A 19,117-nucleotide genomic window follows, 5' to 3' on the forward strand; every position below is an offset into this window, starting at 1 on the left:
ACCGTCACGCCGCACGGGGATTGAGCCCGTGCAGGTCAATGGATGTACGCTGCTGACCGATCAGTTCGCTGAGCAACTGCCCGCTGCCGCAGGCCAGGGTGAAACCGAGCGCGCCGTGGCCGAGGTTGAGCCACAGATTGCGATACGCCGTGGCGCCCAACAACGGTACGCCGGTGGGGGTGGCCGGGCGCATGCCCGCCCATTCCACAGCCGCGTCGTAATTGCCGGCATCGGGAAAGGTGTCGCGGGCCTGGCGCTTGATCAGTGCCAACCGCTCGGGATCTACCGCCGGGTCGAAACCGACGATGTCGACCATCGCCGCCACCCGTAACTGTTCGCCGATGCGCGCGTAGACGATCTTGCGGTCGTAGTCGGTGATGCTCACGTCCGGCGCCCGATGCTCATCGCCGATCGGCACGGTCAGGCTGTAACCCTTCAGCGGATACAGCGGCAGGCGCAGGCCGGGCAGCGCCAGCAAAGGGCTTCGGTGCCCGGCGGCGATCACCAGTTGTTCAACTGGCAGGGTTTCGTTGCCAAGCTCAATCGCCGTAACGACGCCGTGGCTGTGGCGAATGCCGGTGACTGCCTGACCGAGGCGAAACTCGCAGCGACCCGACGCCGTCAATCGCGCCGCCAACTGCTGGCAGAAGGCGTGACAGTCGCCGACTTCTTCATCCGGCGTGTAGATCGCGCCTACAAACGGCGCATCGGTCAGTGCCGGTTCCAGCTGCGCACATTCGGCGGCGGACAACACCTGTTGTTGCTGCGGATCGGCCAAGCCCTTGCGCGCATGGTCGAAGCTGGCGGCATTGCGGAAGGTCACCAGTTTGCCGTTGCGCCGCCAGTTGAAACCGATGAGCCCGTCATCCTCGCGCCAGCGTTTCAGCGTGCTCTGGCTGAACAGCGCCAGACGCAACAGATGCGCCGCGTTTTCCCGGTTGACCGAGGTGCGGCAGGCGGCGAGAAACGACGCCATCCAGCGCCACTGCGCCGGGTCCAGACGCGGGCGCAGCTTGAGCGGCGAGTCGCCGCGCAGCATCCAGCCGATCGCCTGCAACGGCACGCCGGCATCGGCCAGCGGCGCCACATAGCGGTAGGACAACTGGCCGCCGTTGGCGAAGCTGGTTTCGCTGCCCAGCGACTGCCGCGCCTCGACCACTGTTACTTCGAAACCGTCGCGCACCAGCGCATAGGCCGTTGCCAACCCGATCACGCCGCCGCCGATGATGCACACACGCTGAGCCATGTCCGTCCCTATTTCTATGTGAAGACGAGGCTGAGGTTAGGATGAGGTGACAGGCGCCGAACAATGAATAAAGATGCCAGACCTATAAACAAAGGTTATGGACTCGCCATGCGCCTTCGCCACATCGAGATTTTTCAGGCCATTCGCCAGACCGGCTCGGTCAGCGCCGCTGCGCAATTGCTGCACGTCTCTCAGCCGGCGGTGACCAAAGTGCTGCAGCACGCCGAGCAGCAGTTGGGCTTTCCGCTGTTTCTGCGGGTGCGCGGTAAATTGCAGGCGACTCCGGAAGCGCTGGAGCTGGAGCGCGAAGTCGACAAGGTCACGGAAAGTCTGCAAGGCGTGCGACGCCTGGCCCAGAGCCTGCGCCGCGAGCCCGGCCACAGCCTGCGGATCGGCGCGACCCCGGCGCTGGCGCTGTCGTTGCTGCCGCCGGCGATCCGGCAATGGACGGCACAGTTCCCGGACATCGCCTGCGAACTGTCCAGCGCCCACAGCCGCGAGCTGATGCAGAACCTGCTGATGCGCGAAGTGGACGTGGCCCTGACGTTGCAGTTGCCGGATCATCCGGGACTGAAGGCGCAGGCATTGGCCTCGGGCGTGTTGGTGGCGCTGGCGCCGAAAGGTTACTGGCCGGAGGAAGAAGCCGGTCAGCCGTTGCCGCTGATGGCGTTGGCGGGAGCACCGCTGATCGGGCTATCCAGCGCCGACCCACTGGCTGCCCGACTCGACAGCTACCTGGAAACGGTCGAGCCACCGCCTCGCGTGCGGATCGCCGTGCAGACGTATTCGCTGGCGCGGGCGATGGTGGAGTCTGGCGCCGGGGTGGCGGTGATCGACCCTTTCACGGCACTCGGTGCTTCGCCAACCAGCACCGTAATCCGCCCGTTGGCGCCGCCCTTGCCGATCACGTTGTACGCAGTGACCCGCGCCACCGAACCGCCACCGCATACCCTCGGCGACTTGTTGCAGATATTCAGCAGACGCGCGCAGATACAACTGCAAACCCTGGTCCCTGTGGGAGCTGGCTTGCCAGCGATTGCGGTGGCCCCATCAACACATGAGTGACTGACAGGCCGTCATCGCGGGCAAGCCCGCTCCCACAGGATTTGTGATGTTCTAAAGGACATAAAACAGAATCGCCACAAAGTGCAGCAGACTCCCGGCGATCACGAACAAATGCCAGATCCCGTGCGCATGCCGTAACCGGTGATCCAGGGCAAAAAAGATGATCCCCACGGTGTACAACACCCCGCCCGACGCCAGCCAGGCAAACCCTGCCGTGCCCAACGCCGCAATCAACGGTTTGACCGCCACCAGCACGATCCAGCCCATCACCGCGTAGATCACGATCGACAGGATCCGCGCTTCGGAGCGTGGCTTGATCTCCTGCAGGATGCCGATCAGCGCCAGCCCCCAGACAATCCCGAACAACGTCCAGCCCCACGGCCCGCGCAGCGTCACCAGGCAGAACGGCGTGTAGCTGCCGGCGATCAGCAGATAGATGGAAAAGTGATCGACCTTCTTCATGATCGCTTTCTTGCGCCCGCGCACGCTGTGGTACACGGTCGAGGCGCTGTAGAGCACCAGCAAGGTAAAGGCGTAGATCGCCACGCTGACGATCTTCCACGGACTGCCGTCGAGGCTGGCAATCACCAGCATCCACACGCCGCCGATAAACGCGGCCACGGCCCCGACCAGATGCGTCCAGGCGTTGAGTTTTTCCCCGTGATACATGTGTCGCTCACCTCAAGATTCGTTACCGCAACGCGCAAGGCTCGGGCCTTGAGCGTAAAAGCGCAATGTTTCTGTTCAAAGCCAGGATCAAAAGATCGCAGCCTCCGGCAGCTCCTACAAAGAGCGGCGCATACCGGGCACAATCGACGCATTCTAAAAAGAGTCCGCGCCATGCTGATCGACGAAGAATTGACCCTGAAAAAACTCGAGGTGTTCCTCGCCTTCATGCGCACCGGCAATCTGGCGCGTGCCGCAGCCGAGTTGCAGACCAGCAATGTCAGCGTGCACCGGGCGATCCATTCGCTGGAAAGCGCCCTGCGCTGCCCGCTGTTCAAGCATGAAGGGCGCAACCTGACGCCATTGGAAAGCGCCTACGTGCTCGAAGAACGCGCGCAGAAGCTGATCCAGGACGTGGTCGAGAGTGTGCGCCTGACCCGCGAGGCCGCCGGTTTCTCCGCTGAACGCTTCAAACTCGGCTCGCTGTACTCGCTGACGGTGAAAACCGTACCGCAACTGATCATGGGCCTGAAGATCCGCCGCAGCGAACTCAACATCGACCTGATCCTCGGCTCCAACATCGACCTGCTCTACAAACTGAAGAACATGGAAGTCGATGCGATTCTGGTGTCGCTGGACGACACGGTCAGCGACCCGGACTGCGAGCAGATCCCGCTGTTCTCCGACGACATTTTCCTCGCCACACCGGCAGATTCAAGGTTCGCCCAACGCAGTGAAGTCGATCTGGCCGAGGTGCGCGACGAAACCTTTATCACCCTGACCCAAGGCTTCGCCACCCATCAGGACGGCATTCGGGTATTCAAGCAAGCGGGGTTCGAGCCGAAGGTGGCGATGCAGGTCAACGACATCTTCACCCTGCTGAGCATGGTCAGCTCCGGGGTCGGCTATGCGCTGCTGCCAGGAAGGATTGCGGCGGTGTACGAGAATCGGGTGAAGCTGATCCCGTTGCAGGAGAAGTACCGCTTGCAGCAGCACATTGGCGTGGTGTTCTTGAAGGCCAAGGAGCGCGATCCGAATCTGCTGGCGTTGCTGGCGGAGTGTCGGATGTATGCCAATCGCCAGGTTGGGATTTAGAGCAAAATCAAGATCAAGAGCTACCCCCTCACCCCAGCCCTCTCCCCCAAAGGGTAGAGGGGGAAAGGGAGCAGATCTTCATGGGTTTCAAGACCTGAGTTCGACTCAGGACTTTCAAGTCGGCATACCTCCAGCATCCAACTCGGTCAGTCCCCTCTCCCCCCGGGAGAGGGTTAGGGTGAGGGGCTTTTGATTTTCAGCCCACAATCCCGCGAACAATGAAGAACAACAGCGAAGGCCCCAGCAAGCACCCAAGCCCGGTGTGGAACGTCGCCGTCAATGCCCCATAAGGCACCAACCGCCGATCCGTCGCCGCCAGCCCCGCCGTCACCCCGCTCACCGTCCCGGCCAGACCACCGAACACCATCGCCGAACGCGGATTATCCAGGCCCATCCAGCGCGCCGCGACCGGCGTGCCGATCATCACCAGAATCGCCTTGATCAACCCGGTGGCAATCGACAGCGCCATCACATCCGAAGTCGCGCCAATCGCCGCGCCGGTCACCGGCCCGACGATGTAGGTCACCGCGCCCGCGCCGATGGTGGTCATGCTCACCGCATCGCGATAGCCGAAGGCCCAGGCCATGCACGCGCCGACAATGAACGGCAACACCGTACCGAGCAGCAGCGCGATCACGCCAATCAACCCGGCCTTCTTCGCCTCGGTCGCCTGCACTTCGAACGCCGTGGCGACAATCGCGAAATCCCGCAGCATCGCCCCGCCCATCAGGCCGATGCCGGAGAACAGCGTCAGATCCGCCAGGCCTTTCTGGCCGCCCGTCAGGGTGCCGCCGACCCAGGCCAGCACCAGACCGATGACGATGGCAATCGCCGAGCCGTGAATGCGCCCGAAAGTCAGGCGTTTGGAGAGAATCACCGAGACCCACATGATCACGCCGACGAAAGCGAACGCGGTGATCAGGCCGTTGTGTTCCAGACCGTTTTCAATGAGTGCCCACATGTCAGCGACCTCCTACCGGGGTACCGACCGGGGTGACTTCCACCGGTTCGTCAGGCAATGGCTCACCTTTATGGGTGCGGCTGATCAGGGCAATCGTGCAGCCACAGACCAGCACCGAACCGATGGCCGCCAGCACCGCCACCGGGCCGCCGTGCAGGGCGGTGACGACGTTCTGTTGCGCGGCCATCGCCACCACCACCGGAATGTACATTGCGCCCCAGAAGCCGACGCCCATCTCGCAATCCTTGGTCATGCCGCCGCGTTTCTGCATCCACAACCGCGCGCAGATCAACAGGATCATGGCGATGCCGACCCCGCCGACGTTGGATTTGACGCCCAGCAACACGCCGAGCATGTCGCCCATGATCACCCCTGCCAGCGTACAGATCGCCAACAGCGCCACACCGTAAATAATCATTGTTGTAGTCCTCAAAGTGCATCGTCGAATGTTGTTTTTGTTGTTCGAAGCCTGAGTCGCGGCGGTTTATGGTCGGCGGCCACCCTCCTCTCGCAACAGCGCCTGCAAGGTGTCCAGACGCGCACTGTCGAAGGCAGTGACCGTGCCCGATTCGAACACCCGGCGCGCCAGCCCGGTCAGCACCGCACCGGGCGGCAGTTCAATCTGTAAACGCACGCCGCGCTCGTAAGCGCTTTGCACGGTGCCGCGCCAGTCCACCACGCGGCACATGTTGAACGCGAGATCGTCGCGCAGGGCGTCAGTCTTGATCAGCGGACGCGCGCGACTGCCACTCAGGTAAGCGATTTTCGGAGTCTTCAGTTCAACTTTGGCGAAGGCTTCGGCGAGGATTTGCGCAGGTTTTTCCAACAGCGGACAGTGCGACGGCACGCTCACCGCCAGACGTTTCGCCAGACCGGCGCCACGACTGCGCGCCAGTTCCGCCACCGCTTGCATCGCCGCGTCACTGCCGGCAATCACCACCTGGTTATCGGCGTTGATGTTGGCCAGGTAAACCGGCGACTCCGCGCTGTGCACCTGCGCCAGCAGCGTTTCGACGGTGGATAATTGCAGGCCGATGATTGCGGTCATGCCAAAGCCTTGTGGATAAGCCTGCTGCATCAATTCACCGCGCAGGCTGACCAGATTTAACGCATCGCTGAAGCTCAGCGCCCCGGCGACCACCGCTGCCGGGTATGCGCCGATGGACAGGCCGGCGACGTAATCCGCCGTGAGTCCGTCCTGCAGCAACTGCCGCGAGGCAGCGACCCCGGCGATCAACAGGCACAGCTGAACCGCCCGGGTGCTGCGCAACGCATCGGCAGAATCGAGCAATGCGACATCTTCACCGAGCACCTCGCTGGCCTCGGTCAAGGTTGCCCGAGGCAAACGCTGGAGCATGCCCGGTTGCTGCGCGCCCTGGCCGGGGAACACCAGCAGGCTGCTCACGCTGCCTGCTCCTGCGGGTTCCACGGATCAGCCACCAAACAGGCTTGATGGGCGTTTTTCAGCAGCACCCGTGCAGACCCGCCGGCCCATTCGCGCAACGCGACTGCACCGAACGGCGTCTGCAATTGCATGTCGACCCGGCACACGGCTTGATCAAAAACCGCGACCAGTTTGCGTGCCTGATTACGGGTGATCATCTGCGGCGTACGCAGAATCAGATCGAGATCGCTGGCCTCATGCATCGCGACAAAACCACTGGCCAACTCAAACCCGACACTGCCGCTGATGCCCCAGACCCAACCGCAATCATCGAGCATCGGCCGCAGTTGTTTGAGGGCCTGCATCACTGGCAGATCGCGCGCGCAATCGACATGACAAAGCGCTTCGGGGCTGACCCGACAGGCAATCGAATCGAGCGCCATAAACGCCGCCAGCCGCTGCTCACGGAACACACCGCGCACGCCCACCGCGACCAAACCTTCAGCGCTCACCGCCCGCCGCACCACCACCGGTTGCCCGGCAGCCAGCGATTCGACTGCCCACTGCGGCGCATCCGCCGGCAACTGCGCCGGGGTCATGCCCCACAGCAGATCGTGGGCCAGTGGCAGGTTCACCACTGCGCCCTCAGCAGTTCACGCACGCGGCTGGACGCTTCACGGTTTTTCGCACCGAGACGCTTGCTCAAGTCAGTGCTGGCGATATCGCCGATGGCCTGTTTCAGGCACTCGGTCACCCGCGCCAGATCCTCCGCCGTCGGCTGCTCGATCTGCTGCACCGAGAGGGTTTCCCAGAGCAATCCGAGGCTGGCGTAGCTGTCGATGTCATAGGCCATCGGCGGCACGCTGGCGGCCAGTGCTTCCAGTTCCTCGACACTGCGCAGTGTCACTCGCGCCGCCGAGGCCTTGCCCATCGCATGCACCATCACCCCGGGATCGCGCAGGGCAATCAAGCGGTTGGCCTGATAACCGTGGGCCAGAAACGCCCCGGACATCGCCTTGCCCACCAGCAGCGCAATCACCGGATGCCCGGCCAGACGGGCGCGGGCATAAGCGTCCGCCGCACCGGCCAGGGCCTGGTGAATGCCGAGGGCTTCTTCGCGGCGGCCGTAAGCCTGGCTCGGAACATCGACGATGGCGATGATCGGGCGCTTGTGAGCTTGATCATGATCAGCCGTGATCACCTCATCCACAGCCTTAGCCAGACCCCAGCCTTCGAGCAAACCGACTTCGCCGTTGCGAGCCCGTGGGAAACGGTTGTCGGGGTCAGCGACCACCGCAATAAATCGCCCGAGTTCGCCATCGGCAACTTGCAACGACGGCGGCAAGCCTTCTACGGCTTTCGCGCCAGCGCTCAGGGCGTTGAACCAGTTCAAACCGCGCACGGAATAACCACTCATGAGCGCTCTCCTTGATACAGATCGCGAACCACCGACGGTTCGATTTGCTTGCCAGTGTCCAAACGGTTCAGGCGTTGCAGAAACCAATCGGCACGCTGACTGCGCGGCCGGGTTGGCAAACCCTGTTGCAGCAACGCACCGACCTGCTGGCGAATCTGTGCCACATCATCGGCGACGTAACGATCCACCAAGCCGCTGGCGAAACGCTGCTCGCCACCGGTCAGGCTCCAGATGAAGGGCCGGTCGCGGGAGTCGTATTCCTCGATCCCGGCTTCCTGCTCGATCACCTGTGGGCCGTTCAACCCAAGGCGCGCTTCCTGGGTCACCAGCAAATAACTGCACAGCGCAGCGGCAATCGACATGCCGCCGAAACAACCGACGCTGCCCGCGACCACGCCGACCACCGGTTGGTACTGCTGCAAGTCGACAATCGCCGCATGAATATCGGCAATCGCCGCCAACCCGAGATTGGCTTCCTGCAAGCGCACGCCACCGGTTTCCAGCAGCAACACGGCGCGCGTCGGGATGCCTTTGCGGTTGTCTTCGGCGGCCAGTTCCAGCGCGCCGGCAATCTTCGCTCCGCCGACTTCGCCGAGGCTGCCGCCCTGGAACGCGCCTTCAATCGCGGCGATCACCAGCGGCAGGCCATCGAGGCTGCCTTTGGCAATCACCACGCCGTCATCGGCTTGCGGTACCACGCCCTGGCGTTCGAGCCACGGCGACATGACCCGTTGAAACGGGTCGAGCAATTCGCGGAAGGTCCCGGCGTCGAGCAAGGCTTTCGCCCGTTGCCGCGCACCGAGTTCGACGAAGCTGTGCTTGTGCAACAGCGCTGCGCTGTCAGTCATGGCCGATCTCCTCGAAACCTTGTTCCAGACGCAGGCGCACCACACCCGGCGTGGCGCCGAAATCGTGAATATCGATGGCCATCGCCGGTGGCGTGGTGCCGTCGAACATCCGCGCAAACAGATGCTGCCAGCGCTGCTGCGCACCGTTGACCGAAGTCTGCACATTGATCGTCAGCTTGCCGGCCAGCCCCGGCTCGATCAGCACTTCCAGATCGCCCGAGCCGACACAACCGACCAGCGCGCGCCCGCGTGGCGGCTGCCCGGCGGGAAATTCAAAGGATAAGGTTTCCATCAAAACGCTCCCTGAAGGATGCCGTCGCGCTCGATTCGGTCGAGCAGCAGCGTGGCGGCGAGCAAGTCGGCGGCGCCACCGGGCGAGGCATTCAATGCGATGAGTTGTTGATCCAGTGCGTGCAGGCGCCGACGCCCGTTGAGGCTGGCGCTGCCACCGGCGTCGAGCACCGCTTGCGCGCCTTGCTGCATAGCGTGCAGGCCCTGTTCACCGGCGCGGTAGAGCACGCAGGTGTCGGCCAGATCGGTCATGATCGCCAGCAGCGCATCGAGCCGGGCGTTCTGTTCGCCGTGACCGTTGGCGCGGCTGCGTTTGAGTTGCGGCAGGCCGCGTTGCAACACGGAAGGGAAGCCGAGTTGCGCTTCCTCACGGGCACCGCGTGCGCCGTAACGCAGGGCGACTTGTGCGCCGTGGCTCAGCGGTTTTGGTGCGTAGCGATCATCCAGCAAGGCCAGACGTGCGGCGCGAAGAGAGACGGCGTTGGCGCCGGAGGATTTCGGTTCCAGCGCAGCGGCGGTCACCAGTAATCCCAGTGCCCAAATTGCTCCGCGATGGGTATTCACCCCGTTGGTGGTCGCGAGCATCGCTTGCTCGCCTTCGCGACCGAGGCGGCCAATCGCTTCGCGCAACGTTGAATCGACTGCGCCGATTTCAGCTGCGGCTTCAGCCATTTCCTTGAACGCCGGCCACAACGACAATGCCGAAGCGTGCATCAGGCCCAGGTGCAGATCGGTGTGCGCGCCATTGCCACGCCGGTCGACCAGCGCCGGTTTCGGCGACAGATCGGCTTCGTCGATCAGCGCATCCACCGCCAGATCGGCCAGGCGTTCGCTCAGGCTCAGGGGTTTCGCTTGCAGGTTGAGTGCGTGCATTACCAGCTCCTGAACTTGGCGGGCGGGTTGTAGAGGCCGCCGGACCACTCGACCAGATCGGCCACGCTTTTCGCCGCCAGCAGTTCACGGGTGGCGTCGGTGCGGCGGATGCCGAGGTCTTCGGGCAAAGCGATCAGGCCTTCGCGGCGCATGCGTTCAGTGTCTTTCGGGTTGTGGCGCAGGCCGATGGCGGTGACGCCGGCGACCGCTGCAATCATCGCCTGGCGCTCTTCCAGCGAGCGCGCTTTGTACAGGTAGGCGATGCCTTCTTCGGTGAGCAGGTGGGTGACGTCGTCGCCGTAGATCATGATCGGCGCCAGCGGCATACCGCTTTTCTTCGCCACTTCCACCGCGTCGAGGGTTTCGACGAAGGTCGGTTTGCCGCCCTCCTGGAAGGTCTCGACCATTTGCACGACAAGTTTCTTGCCGCGTTCGAGCATCGGTTGCGGCGCGTCGTCGTGGCGCATGTCGAGCCACGCCGGGGTGCCGTGACGCCGACCGCGCGGGTCGTGGCCCATGTTCGGCGCGCCGCCGAAACCGGCGAGGCGACCACGGGTGACGGTCGAAGAATGGCCGTCGCCATCGACTTGCAACGTTGCGCCGATAAACAGATCCACCGCGTACTGCCCCGCCAGTTGGCAGAACATCCGGTTGGAGCGCAGCGAGCCGTCGCGGCCGGTGAAGAACACGTCCGGGCGCGCGGCGATGTAGTTTTCCATGCCCAGTTCGGTGCCGAAGCAATGCACGCTCTCGACCCAACCGCTCTCGATCGCCGGGATCAACGTCGGGTGCGGGTTGAGCGTCCAGTTGCGGCAGATCTTGCCTTTGAGGCCGAGGGATTCGCCGTAGGTCGGCAGGATCAGTTCGATCGCGGCGGTGTTGAAACCGATGCCGTGGTTGAGCGACTGCACGTTGTGTTTTTCGTAGATCCCGCGAATCGCCATCATCGCCATCAACACGTGCACCGGTTTGATGTGCCTTGGGTCGCGGGTGAACAGCGGTTCGATGTAGAACGGCTTGTCGGCCACCACCACAAAATCCACCCATGACGCCGGAATATCCACGCGCGGCAGTTCGCTGACATCGTCGACCAATTGGTTGACCTGAACGATGACGATGCCGTCGCTGAAGGCCGCCGGTTCGATCAGTGCCGGGGTGTCTTCGGTGCTGGGGCCGGTGTAGATGTTGCCGGCGCGGTCGGCCATGAACCCGGCCGAGAGCACGACGTTGGGGATCAAGTCCACCACCAGCCGCGCGTAGAGTTCGATGTAGGTGTGAATCGCGCCGATTTCCAGCAAGCCGTCTTCGAGCAACTGGCTGATGCGCAGGCTCTGGGTGCCGGCGAAGGAGAAATCGAGCTTGCGGGCGATGCCGCGTTCGAACAGATCAAGGTGCTCGGAGCGACCGACGCTGGGCATGATCATGTGCAGATCATGCAGCTTGGCCGGATCGGCTTTGGCCAGCGAACGGGAAAGGAAATCCGCCTGCTTCTGGTTGTTGCCCTCCAGCACCACCCGGTCGCCGGGATGAATCAGCGCTTCGAGCGCGGCGACGATCTTGTCGCTTGGCAGTACCACACCGTCGGCCAGCCCGCGCACCTTGTCGAGACGCCGCTGCTTCTCGTCACGCCGCCGCGTCCAGCGCGAGTCGGGGGAAATTGTTGTTGTCATGCTCACTCCACGGGGTTCGCTGTCGTGGAGCCAAGGTAGGCGTGTGAGCGGGGCGCATCAATCAAGCGCGGTGGTGGATCGTTACGGTCAGGGTAACGATCGAGAGCTGCCCTCACCCTAGCCCTCTCCCGGAGGGAGAGGGGACTGATTGGGGGATGCTCAAGGGATACGCCGACCTGGGAGTGTTGTACTGAATCCGGAATTCACCAGGTTTACCAAATCCATAATCGACTCGGTTTTTCAGGTCGATGTACAACGCCAGACACCTCGGTCGGCCCCCTCTCCCTCCGGGAGAGGGCTGGGGTGAGGGTCGGCTTTTAATCACTCCGTCGGCACCAACCTATCCAACACCCGATTCACCGCCATCTCCGCCACCATCACCACCTGAGCAATGCCCTGCAGCGTCTTGCGGTGCGTGCCTTGCACCAGCGCCGCATGGTTGTTGAGCATGACCGTAGCGGAGCCGAGGGATTCGCTGGCGTCGGCCAGCAGGGATTCGCTGTCGGCGTCGGGGTTGGCCATGTACAGCGTGTTGGGGGTGTAGGGCGTGGCCATGAGGTCGGGTTTTGGCGGGCCGAGGTAATGGTCGAGGGCGCGTTCGGCGGCTTCGTGGAATTTCTTTGATTCGGGGGCTTCGTAAGGGGATGCCGCATCTGTTGGCGGCGGATTTGGTGTTGGTTTAATCATTCTCAGGTTCCGAAATAAGGCTGGAACCGCTTCTCTGCTAAAAGAAGGGGTGGCAGCTGAACGCAGGTTAGCAGACCGGGGAACCTAAGGAAGCCGGCGCGCCGAAGCGCCCTGCGCACAGCCGCCATCGAATGCAGGCACTGAGCCTGACGATGATGTATGTGCACCCTTAGATTAACCACGGGCTGCTAAACCCGATCACTGGGAATCAGTGACGCAATCAAGTTACGCAGCCTGCCGAGGGCGCACAAGCCGGCGGATTCTGGTGCATGCGTAGGCAGTGGCGCAAGGATTTGTAGGCTGGTGAGGCGTAACACCGGGTGTCTTTAAACAGCTGTGCTGGAAAGTGTTTATTGCACTGCAGAAATTGAAGATTTTCCTGTAAGAATTTGCTGATTCAACTGGCCCCATCGCTGGCAAGCCAGCTCCCACAGGGTTTTGTGTGACTCACAAAATCCGAATACGACGCGGACACTGTGGGAGCTGGCTTGCCAGCGATGAGGCCAGTCAAAGCACCACAAACCTCTAAATCAGTGAACCAGCCCAGCCTCCACCAACAACTGCTCCAACCCCAACAAATCCGGGACCTTGGCCACCTGTTCCCCGACCTGCACCGCCGCCTGTTCCAGCGCACACAACGGCACATCGACATAACTCAACTGACTGTCGAGCTTGTACGAACGCGGGATCCCCTGCACCAGCAGCGCAATGAATTTCAGCCGCGGCAAGCCGCCGAGGGCGTTGAGGATGACGATCCGCGCGCGTTCGCCGATAACGATTTTCTGCCCGCACGCCGACTCGAAACTCAGCAGCGGAATCTGCCGCTCCCGCCAGCTCACCCGCCCCAGGTACCACGGCGGGGTATCGAGGTCGAAGGCGCTGGCCTGGTAGTCGATCAGCTCGGCGACGGCGACGTTGGGCAGGATCAGGTTGCGGTCGGCCAGTGGCAGCAGCAGGCCGGTGAGTTGGCTGCTGCGCGCGTTGTGGCGACGCTCATGCATGTTTCTTGCTCCAGTGGGCAATGCTTTCGAGCAGTACCGATTCCTGATACGGCTTGCCGAGGTAGTCGTTGACGCCGATGGCCATCGCACGGTCGCGGTGTTTCTGCCCGGTGCGCGAGGTGATCATGATGATCGGCAGGTGTTGCAGGCGTTCGTCGTGGCGCACCTGGGTGGCGACTTCGAAGCCGTCCATGCGCGGCATTTCAATGTCGAGCAGCATCAGGTCGGGCATGTGTTCTTCGAGCAGCAGCATCGCGTCGACGCCGTCCTTGGCGGTCAGCACGTTCATGCCGTGGCGTTCGAGCAAACGGCTGGTGACCTTGCGCACGGTGACCGAGTCGTCGACCACCAGCACCAGCAGGGGTTTCTGCGGCTCACTGTCGATGTCCGCCTGCGCCGGATGCTGGGCGATCCGCGCCTGCATCGCGCGGATCGGCGCGAGCAAATCAAGAATCAGCACCACCCGACCATCGCCGAGAATCGTCGCCCCGGACACTCCTTGCACCGCCGCAAACTGCGGGCCGAGGCTCTTGACCACGATCTCGCGAGTGCCGGCCATCGCATCGACCTGCACCGCGATGTGCCGGTCATTGCACTGCACCAGCAGCACCGGCAATGGCAGGCTCTGGCCGAGCAGTTTGGGGCGTGGCGCGGTTTTCAGCAGCTCGCCCAGATAGCACAGTTCGTAGCGCTGACCGGCGTAGTGGTAGCTCGGCGGATCGTTGCGGTAGTGCGCTTCCAGATCATTCGGCAACACGCGGACGATGCCTTCGATGGTGTTCAGCGGAATCGCGTATTGATCCTCGCCGCACTGCACCATCAGCGCGCGGTTGACCGACACGGTGAACGGCAGACGAATGCGAAAATGCACGCCCTGCCCCGGCACCGAATCGATGCTCATGGTGCCGCCGAGCTGGCGGACTTCTTCGTGAACCACGTCCATGCCGACGCCGCGTCCGGAAATCTGAGTGATCTTTTCCGCGGTGGAAAAGCCCGGCTGCAGGATGAACTGCAGCACGTCGCGGTCGCTGATTTCGGCGTCCGGTGCCAGCAGGCCGCGCTTGATCGCCTTGCGCCGCACCGCTTCGAGCGGCACCCCGGCGCCATCGTCACGGATATCGAAAACGATGTCGCCGCCCTCGCGGGTCAGGTCGAGGGTGATCGTGCCCTGCGCCGGTTTGCCCGCCGCCAGCCGCACTTCGGCCGACTCCAGGCCATGGTCGACGGCGTTGCGCAGCATGTGCTCCAGCGGCGCGGCCATGCGCTCCAGCACGTTGCGATCCATCTCGCCTTCGGCGTTGCCGATGATGAACGCGACGTCTTTGTTCAGCTCTTCGGCGACCTGCCGCACGATGCGTTTGAGGCGCGGCAACATCCGTTCGAACGGCACCATGCGCGTGCGCATCAGGCCTTCCTGCAACTCGGTGTTGATCCGCCCCTGTTGCTGCAACAGGTTCTCGGCGTCGTGGTTGCGGCGCTCGAGGGTTTCCTTGAGATCGAGCAAGTCGGAGGCGGATTCGAACAGTGCCCGCGACAGTTGCTGCAACTGCGAATGGCGGTCCATTTCCAGCGGGTCGAACTCTTCGTAACCGAGGCGTTCGGCATCGACTTGCTGACGGCTGAGAATCCGTCCCTGGGTTTCAGTGTCGAGCCGGCGCAACTGATCGCGCATGCGTTCGATGGTGGTTTCCATCTCGTTCAGCGCGGTTTGCGCATCGCTGACCTGCTGCTCGATACGCCCGCGGAAAATCGAAGTTTCGCCGGCCAGATTGACCAGTTCATCAAGCAGTTCGGCGGAGACCTTGACCATGTCCGCGCCGGCATCGGCGGCAGGCACCGCAGGCTCGGTCTTGGCCGGAATCGGCCGCAACGGCGGCGTGTCGGGGGTCGCCGGATGGCTGAAATTCTGGATCGCGTTGATCAGCCGATCCGCCGGCGGGCATGGCTGCCCGGCGCGCACGCCGTCGAGCATCTGCGCCAGGCGGTCATGCCCGCGCTGCACCAGCGCGAACAGTTCGGCGGACGGCTGCAGCACGCCGGTGGCGAGGCTTTCGTAAAGGAATTCGAGCTCATGGGCGAGGTCGCCGATCGGGCCGATCTCGACCATCCGCGCGCCGCCCTTGAGCGTGTGCAGATCGCGCAGCAGGGTTTCCACTTCCTGCCGATTGCCCGGCTCGGCCTGCCAGCGCAGCAACGCCGCGCCGGAGCTTTCGATGATGTCGAAACCCTCTTCGAGGAAGATGTCCAGCAGCTCCGGATCATGCGCCGCGCTGTCTGATTCAGCCGTCGGTTGCGCCGCTTCGGCAGTACCGGCGGCGCCCTGGCGGAACTGGCGGATCGTCTCGATCAGATCCTGCGCCGGGCGCAATGGTTGATGCGCCTGCAACTGCTCCAGCAACAAGGCCAAGCGGTCATGGCCCTTGTGCAGCAAGCGGCCCAGCGCATCGCTGTGACTGTAGCGACGATCCACCAGCCCTTCGTAAAGGCTTTCCAGCTCATGGGCCAGATCGCCGATGGCGTCGACCTCGGCCATCCGCGCGCCACCCTTGAGCGTGTGCAAATCGCGCTGCAACGACGACAGCGGCGCAGCGTTGTCCGGGTCGCTCAGCCAGCGTTGCAAGGCTTGCCCGGCGCTGTCGAGAATGTCTACCGCCTCTTCGAGGAAAATCTCGACGATCTCGTCGTCCGGCGCAGTCTCGACATTGGCGCGGGACAGTTCGGCGGTGGCGGCACCCAGTTCGCTGATGTTCAAGGTGCGGCTGCCGTCGCTGCGGATCAGCCCCATCGCCGTCGGATCGAGGCTTTCATCGAGCAGTTCGTGCAAGGCGCGGATGCGCTGCGGCTGCGGGGTAATTTCCTGGCCGGCAGCCAGTTCGTCGAGCATGTTGATCAGCGCTTCATGAGCGTTCTGCGCTTCGTGGAAAAACCTGTCGCTGACCGCCAGGCTGCTTTCTTCGACAGCGCCATACAGGTCGAGCAAGGCTTCGCACAACACATCCACCGGCAGCAGATCGGCGAGGTGTGCGCCTTCGCCCAACGTGGTCAGCTCATCCAGCAGCGCACTGAGTTCCTGGCGCTCGCCGGGGTGTTGCTGCCAGCGTTGCAACAGGCTTTCGGCATCGAGCAGGATGTCCATGCCCTGGGCGAGGAAGTTGTTGATCAGTTGCGGATCGCGCTTGATCCGCAGGCCGGTGTTCGGCGCGCTGAGGATCGCTTCCAGACGTTCGGCCAGCAGCGTTTCGGTGCGTTTGATCAGCGACTGCGCACCGACAATCGGCGCCAGCGGATCGTGCTTGAGCTGGCGCAAACCAACGCGGAACAGGCCTTCGGCTTCGAGGAGCAATTCCACTTCATCCAGATCCAGTGGCAACTGATGCGCCTTGAACTCGCGCGCCAGTTTATCCAGCGGCGCGGCCAGTTCGGCAATCGGCAATACGCCGGCCATCGACGCACTGCCCTTGAGCGTGTGCAAGGCGCGCTGCAATTCGTCGCTGGCCGGCAGCGGCACATGCTCGGCGGCCTGATCGAGAAAGCGGTTGAGGCTGGCGAGGTGGGTTTCGGCCTCGTTGCGGAAGATCTCCAGCAACAGCGGATCGAGGGCCGCCACATCGTCGACGTCTTCGGCCGCCAGCGGCTCGACGCCTTTGGCCAGCGCATGCGCGCGGGCCGCCAGTTGATCGACATCGCTGCGCTGCCGCTGGCGCTGAGTGGCGAATTCGCTGATCAGTTCCGGCAGCAACAACACCGTGTCGGTGAGCAACTGCTGCACCTGCGCACCGGGCTCGACGCTGTGTTCCAGCACGCGGTTGAGCAGGTTTTCCACCGCCCAGGCCAGCTCGCCAAGGATCAGCGCACGCACCATGCGCCCGCTGCCCTTCAAGGTGTGAAAGGCGCGGCGCAGTTCGGTCAGGGCGGCGCGGTCATGAGTGTCAGCCGTCCAGCGCGGCAGGTATTCGTGCAGGACTTCGAGCACCTCGTCGGTCTCTTCGAGGAACACTTCGCGCAGTTCATCGTCCACCGGTGCTTCATCGCGCGGCGGCGGCATCAGGCTGCCGGGGGTGATCAAGGCAGGCGGGTTGACTGCCGATACCGGACTGGCCAGCACCTCGGCCAGCGACTGCACGGTCTGCGGATCGTCCAGCGCCTGCAGGTCCTGCATCACCAGCGCTTCGCTGGGGCTGAGTACATCGTCGAGCAACGGCACGTGAGGTTCGCCGGGTGGCTCGTCAGGAAAGAAACCGAGGCTGGCGAGGCTCTTCTGTGCAACATCCAGCAGTTGTTCATTCGGCGCTTGCGGGTCGTCGCTCAGGCGTTCGAGGTAATACTCGAGGCTGGTGATGACGTCGGCGAGGTGATCCAGTTGCTGCCAGCCCGGCTCATGCGGATCGAGCAGCAGGTGTTCGCGGATGAAGCTATTGCAGGCCTCGACCAGACTCGCCGCGCGGCTCAGCGGAATCATCGCCAGCGCGCCGCGCACCTGGGTCAGCAACTCCGGCAGCGGTTGCAGTTGCTGGCGATCCCAGTCGGCGTCGATGTAATCGACGATCATGTCCTTGGCCTGTTGCAGGCAGATGCGCGCTTCCTTGATCACGATCTGGTGGATCTGTGTCAGGTCGGTGGTCGGCAGGCGCGCGTCTTCGGGACTTTCCGGCTCTACGGTGCCGACCATTCCGGCAAGGTTGGCTTCGACGTAGAGCAGCGCGCCGGCAACGTCCATCAGGGTCGCGTCATTCGGTTCGCGCTGGCCCTGAGCGAGGCTGAGCACCACCGCCAGTTGATCGATGATGACTTTGCGCGGCTGGCCGAAACCGAGCACCGCGAGGGTATCGGCGATCTGCCGCAACGGCGCCAGCAGGCTCTCCAGGTCGGAGGTGTGTTGACGGTCGCTGCGCACGAACAGGTCGAGGCGCTCCTTGACCCGCACCAGCTCTTCGCACAGCGCCGCCAGCACCGAGCGCATCGCATCGCGGTCGGGGCCGGCCAGGCGCGCGCGTTCTTCGTCGACCATCGCGCTGTCGGGCAACGCGTCGTCCAGGGAGTAGCGATCTTTCATGGTCAGCATCTGCCCGGTGGGATGTTCGGCTTTGGCAATATAGAACAGCAGGCTTTTCAGCAGCTCCGGCGGGGCCGGCTGATTGAGGCCGCGCGGGCCTTGTTCAAGCAGGCGCTTGAGTTCCTTGTCGGCGTCCTTGAACAGGCTGCGCAGTGCCGGACTGTTGGCGATGGAGCCTTCGCGCATGCCTTCGACCAGCGCTGAAGCGACCTGCCACAGCGGACTCAACGGCGCATCGCCGCTGAGCGCTTCGAGGCGCTGGAAGACTTTCGCCAGGTATTCGAGGTGCGTCTGGTCGTCCTGCTCGCGCAGCAACCCGACCAGCGCCATTTGCAGCATCTGGCGCAACTTGCGCAATACGTTGGGCAATTCGGCCGGCTCCAGCGCTGCCAGCGCTTCTGCGTTCAACGGCGGCAAGTCCGGCAGTGGCGGGCTGAACAGGCTGGTTTCCGAGAGCAGGCTGTCGCCGCGCGCACTGCGCAGGTCGTTGATCAGCGGCAGCACCACCAGCGGCAAGTCGCGGCGGGCGCTCTGCACGCGATCGAGGTAAATCGGCAATTGCCCGAGGGCTTGCAGCAGCAAGTGCAGGGCTTCATCGCGATGGGCGACGCGCCCCTGCTGCAAGGCTTCGACCAGATGCTCCATTTCTTCGGCGAGCAACGCCGCGCCGTAGAACTCGACCATCTGCAAACTGCCGTGCACCTGATGGATATAGCCCAGGCACTCATCCAGCCCCGGCGCGGCCTGCGGGTCATCGAGCACGGTTTCAATCGCCTGATGCGCCTGTTTCAGCGTTTCGGCAATTTCACCCTTGACCCATTCGAGGGCCACGTAGTCGTGCCGGTCACCCATAACCACTC

Annotated in this window: 16 protein-coding genes; 2 read left to right on the top strand and 14 right to left on the bottom strand. The window is 63.4% G+C overall.

Going from position 1 to position 19,117, the window contains the following annotated elements; all coding sequences use genetic code 11:
- Nucleotides 1-4: 4 nt before the first annotated feature.
- Complete coding sequence (locus OC71_RS01910; protein ID WP_041063473.1) at nucleotides 5-1,246, bottom strand: D-amino acid dehydrogenase; 1,242 nt, start codon at nucleotides 1,244-1,246, stop codon at nucleotides 5-7.
- Nucleotides 1,247-1,354: 108 nt separating this feature from the next.
- Here OC71_RS01910 and OC71_RS01915 point away from each other — a divergent pair, with 108 nt between their 5' ends.
- A complete protein-coding gene (locus OC71_RS01915; protein ID WP_041063475.1) occupies nucleotides 1,355-2,311 on the top strand; it encodes a LysR family transcriptional regulator in 957 nt (318 codons plus the stop codon).
- Nucleotides 2,312-2,362: 51 nt separating this feature from the next.
- On the opposite strand, the gene OC71_RS01920 is transcribed toward OC71_RS01915, so the two are convergent.
- The gene (locus tag OC71_RS01920) at nucleotides 2,363-2,980 is read right to left on the bottom strand and encodes a hemolysin III family protein (protein ID WP_007964065.1); all 618 of its coding nucleotides are present in this window, start codon (nucleotides 2,978-2,980) and stop codon (nucleotides 2,363-2,365) included.
- 171 nt (nucleotides 2,981-3,151) lie between these two features.
- Here OC71_RS01920 and OC71_RS01925 point away from each other — a divergent pair, with 171 nt between their 5' ends.
- Nucleotides 3,152-4,072 (top strand): LysR substrate-binding domain-containing protein, encoded by a 921-nt coding sequence (locus OC71_RS01925; protein WP_041063477.1) that lies wholly within the window; start codon nucleotides 3,152-3,154, stop codon nucleotides 4,070-4,072.
- Nucleotides 4,073-4,268: 196 nt separating this feature from the next.
- On the opposite strand, the gene madM is transcribed toward OC71_RS01925, so the two are convergent.
- The 12 genes from madM to OC71_RS01985 form a co-directional block, all read right to left on the bottom strand.
- On the bottom strand, nucleotides 4,269-5,033 hold the full coding sequence (gene madM, locus OC71_RS01930; protein WP_041063479.1) for a malonate transporter subunit MadM: 765 nt from the start codon (nucleotides 5,031-5,033) through the stop codon (nucleotides 4,269-4,271).
- 1 nt (nucleotide 5,034) lies between these two features.
- Nucleotides 5,035-5,451, bottom strand: coding sequence for a malonate transporter subunit MadL (gene madL / locus OC71_RS01935; protein ID WP_027610595.1), 417 nt, complete (start codon nucleotides 5,449-5,451; stop codon nucleotides 5,035-5,037).
- A 66-nt stretch (nucleotides 5,452-5,517) separates the two neighbouring features.
- The gene (gene mdcH / locus OC71_RS01940; RefSeq protein WP_041063482.1) at nucleotides 5,518-6,438 is read right to left on the bottom strand and encodes a malonate decarboxylase subunit epsilon; all 921 of its coding nucleotides are present in this window, start codon (nucleotides 6,436-6,438) and stop codon (nucleotides 5,518-5,520) included.
- Entirely contained in the window at nucleotides 6,435-7,055 is a 621-nt protein-coding gene (locus OC71_RS01945) for a malonate decarboxylase holo-ACP synthase (RefSeq protein WP_041063484.1), read from the bottom strand. The genes mdcH and OC71_RS01945 overlap by 4 nt, the downstream gene beginning before the upstream one ends.
- Nucleotides 7,049-7,834 carry a biotin-independent malonate decarboxylase subunit gamma gene (gene mdcE, locus OC71_RS01950; protein ID WP_041063486.1) on the bottom strand — a complete coding sequence of 262 codons (786 nt, stop codon included), beginning with the start codon at nucleotides 7,832-7,834 and terminating at the stop codon, nucleotides 7,049-7,051. Before mdcE ends, OC71_RS01945 begins: the two co-directional genes overlap by 7 nt.
- Entirely contained in the window at nucleotides 7,831-8,682 is an 852-nt protein-coding gene (locus tag OC71_RS01955; RefSeq protein WP_041063488.1) for a biotin-independent malonate decarboxylase subunit beta, read from the bottom strand. Before OC71_RS01955 ends, mdcE begins: the two co-directional genes overlap by 4 nt.
- Nucleotides 8,675-8,974, bottom strand: a complete 300-nt coding sequence (locus OC71_RS01960) for a malonate decarboxylase subunit delta (protein WP_003229075.1) — start codon at nucleotides 8,972-8,974, stop codon at nucleotides 8,675-8,677. The genes OC71_RS01955 and OC71_RS01960 overlap by 8 nt, the downstream gene beginning before the upstream one ends.
- Nucleotides 8,974-9,846, bottom strand: coding sequence for a triphosphoribosyl-dephospho-CoA synthase (locus OC71_RS01965; protein ID WP_041063495.1), 873 nt, complete (start codon nucleotides 9,844-9,846; stop codon nucleotides 8,974-8,976). Before OC71_RS01965 ends, OC71_RS01960 begins: the two co-directional genes overlap by 1 nt.
- A complete protein-coding gene (mdcA, locus tag OC71_RS01970) occupies nucleotides 9,846-11,516 on the bottom strand; it encodes a malonate decarboxylase subunit alpha (protein WP_041063497.1) in 1,671 nt (556 codons plus the stop codon). Before mdcA ends, OC71_RS01965 begins: the two co-directional genes overlap by 1 nt.
- Before the next feature lie 321 nt (nucleotides 11,517-11,837).
- Entirely contained in the window at nucleotides 11,838-12,203 is a 366-nt protein-coding gene (locus tag OC71_RS01975) for a DUF6124 family protein (protein WP_041063499.1), read from the bottom strand.
- A gap of 530 nt (nucleotides 12,204-12,733) precedes the next feature.
- Nucleotides 12,734-13,204, bottom strand: coding sequence for a chemotaxis protein CheW (locus tag OC71_RS01980; protein ID WP_041063502.1), 471 nt, complete (start codon nucleotides 13,202-13,204; stop codon nucleotides 12,734-12,736).
- Nucleotides 13,197-19,109: an Hpt domain-containing protein gene (locus OC71_RS01985; protein WP_041063504.1), complete on the bottom strand. Its 5,913-nt coding sequence runs from the start codon at nucleotides 19,107-19,109 to the stop codon at nucleotides 13,197-13,199. Before OC71_RS01985 ends, OC71_RS01980 begins: the two co-directional genes overlap by 8 nt.
- Nucleotides 19,110-19,117: the final 8 nt, after the last annotated feature.

It is taken from the genome of Pseudomonas sp. W15Feb9B, assembly GCF_000828175.1.
Taxonomy (GTDB): Bacteria; Pseudomonadota; Gammaproteobacteria; order Pseudomonadales; family Pseudomonadaceae; genus Aquipseudomonas; species Aquipseudomonas parakoreensis.

Coding starts and splice junctions, on each gene's coding strand:
- OC71_RS01910 (WP_041063473.1), bottom strand. CDS start 1,246: ATGGCTCAGCGTGTGTGCATCATCGGCGGCGGCGTGATCGGGTTGGCA.
- OC71_RS01915 (WP_041063475.1), top strand. CDS start 1,355: ATGCGCCTTCGCCACATCGAGATTTTTCAGGCCATTCGCCAGACCGGC.
- OC71_RS01920 (WP_007964065.1), bottom strand. CDS start 2,980: ATGTATCACGGGGAAAAACTCAACGCCTGGACGCATCTGGTCGGGGCC.
- OC71_RS01925 (WP_041063477.1), top strand. CDS start 3,152: ATGCTGATCGACGAAGAATTGACCCTGAAAAAACTCGAGGTGTTCCTC.
- madM (WP_041063479.1), bottom strand. CDS start 5,033: ATGTGGGCACTCATTGAAAACGGTCTGGAACACAACGGCCTGATCACC.
- madL (WP_027610595.1), bottom strand. CDS start 5,451: ATGATTATTTACGGTGTGGCGCTGTTGGCGATCTGTACGCTGGCAGGG.
- mdcE (WP_041063486.1), bottom strand. CDS start 7,834: ATGAGTGGTTATTCCGTGCGCGGTTTGAACTGGTTCAACGCCCTGAGC.
- OC71_RS01955 (WP_041063488.1), bottom strand. CDS start 8,682: ATGACTGACAGCGCAGCGCTGTTGCACAAGCACAGCTTCGTCGAACTC.
- OC71_RS01960 (WP_003229075.1), bottom strand. CDS start 8,974: ATGGAAACCTTATCCTTTGAATTTCCCGCCGGGCAGCCGCCACGCGGG.
- OC71_RS01965 (WP_041063495.1), bottom strand. CDS start 9,846: ATGCACGCACTCAACCTGCAAGCGAAACCCCTGAGCCTGAGCGAACGC.
- mdcA (WP_041063497.1), bottom strand. CDS start 11,516: ATGACAACAACAATTTCCCCCGACTCGCGCTGGACGCGGCGGCGTGAC.
- OC71_RS01975 (WP_041063499.1), bottom strand. CDS start 12,203: ATGATTAAACCAACACCAAATCCGCCGCCAACAGATGCGGCATCCCCT.
- OC71_RS01980 (WP_041063502.1), bottom strand. CDS start 13,204: ATGCATGAGCGTCGCCACAACGCGCGCAGCAGCCAACTCACCGGCCTG.
- OC71_RS01985 (WP_041063504.1), bottom strand. CDS start 19,109: ATGGGTGACCGGCACGACTACGTGGCCCTCGAATGGGTCAAGGGTGAA.